We start from the raw sequence: 275 nt of genomic DNA on the forward strand, positions 1-275 counted from the left end.
TACTGTAGTAGTTGTTGTGGTTGTATCTTCACTTACTGTAGTAGTTGTTGTGGTTGTATCTTCACTTACTGTAGTAGTTGTTGTGGTTTCACCATCACCTTCACCTGCACCATGGTTATCTGGATTTCCCGGAGTCGTTGTTGTAGTAGTTGTTGTAGTTGTAGGTTCCTCTGTTGTTGTGGTGGTTGTTGTAGTTGTAGGTTCCTCTGTTGTTGTAGTGGTTGTTGTAGTTGTAGGTTCCTCTGTTGTAGTGGTAGTTGTTGTAGTTGTAGGTT

General features: G+C 41.5%; 1 protein-coding gene. It reads right to left on the reverse strand.

Features of this window, described 5'->3' with window-relative positions; all coding sequences use genetic code 11:
• The coding region (locus tag L0M85_RS09945; RefSeq protein ID WP_238656950.1) for a hypothetical protein at window positions 1–275 on the reverse strand (275 nt) is incomplete at both ends.

Source organism: Streptococcus sp. DFI.7.26 (assembly GCF_022240605.1).
Classification (GTDB): Bacteria; Bacillota; Bacilli; order Lactobacillales; family Streptococcaceae; genus Streptococcus; species Streptococcus xiaochunlingii.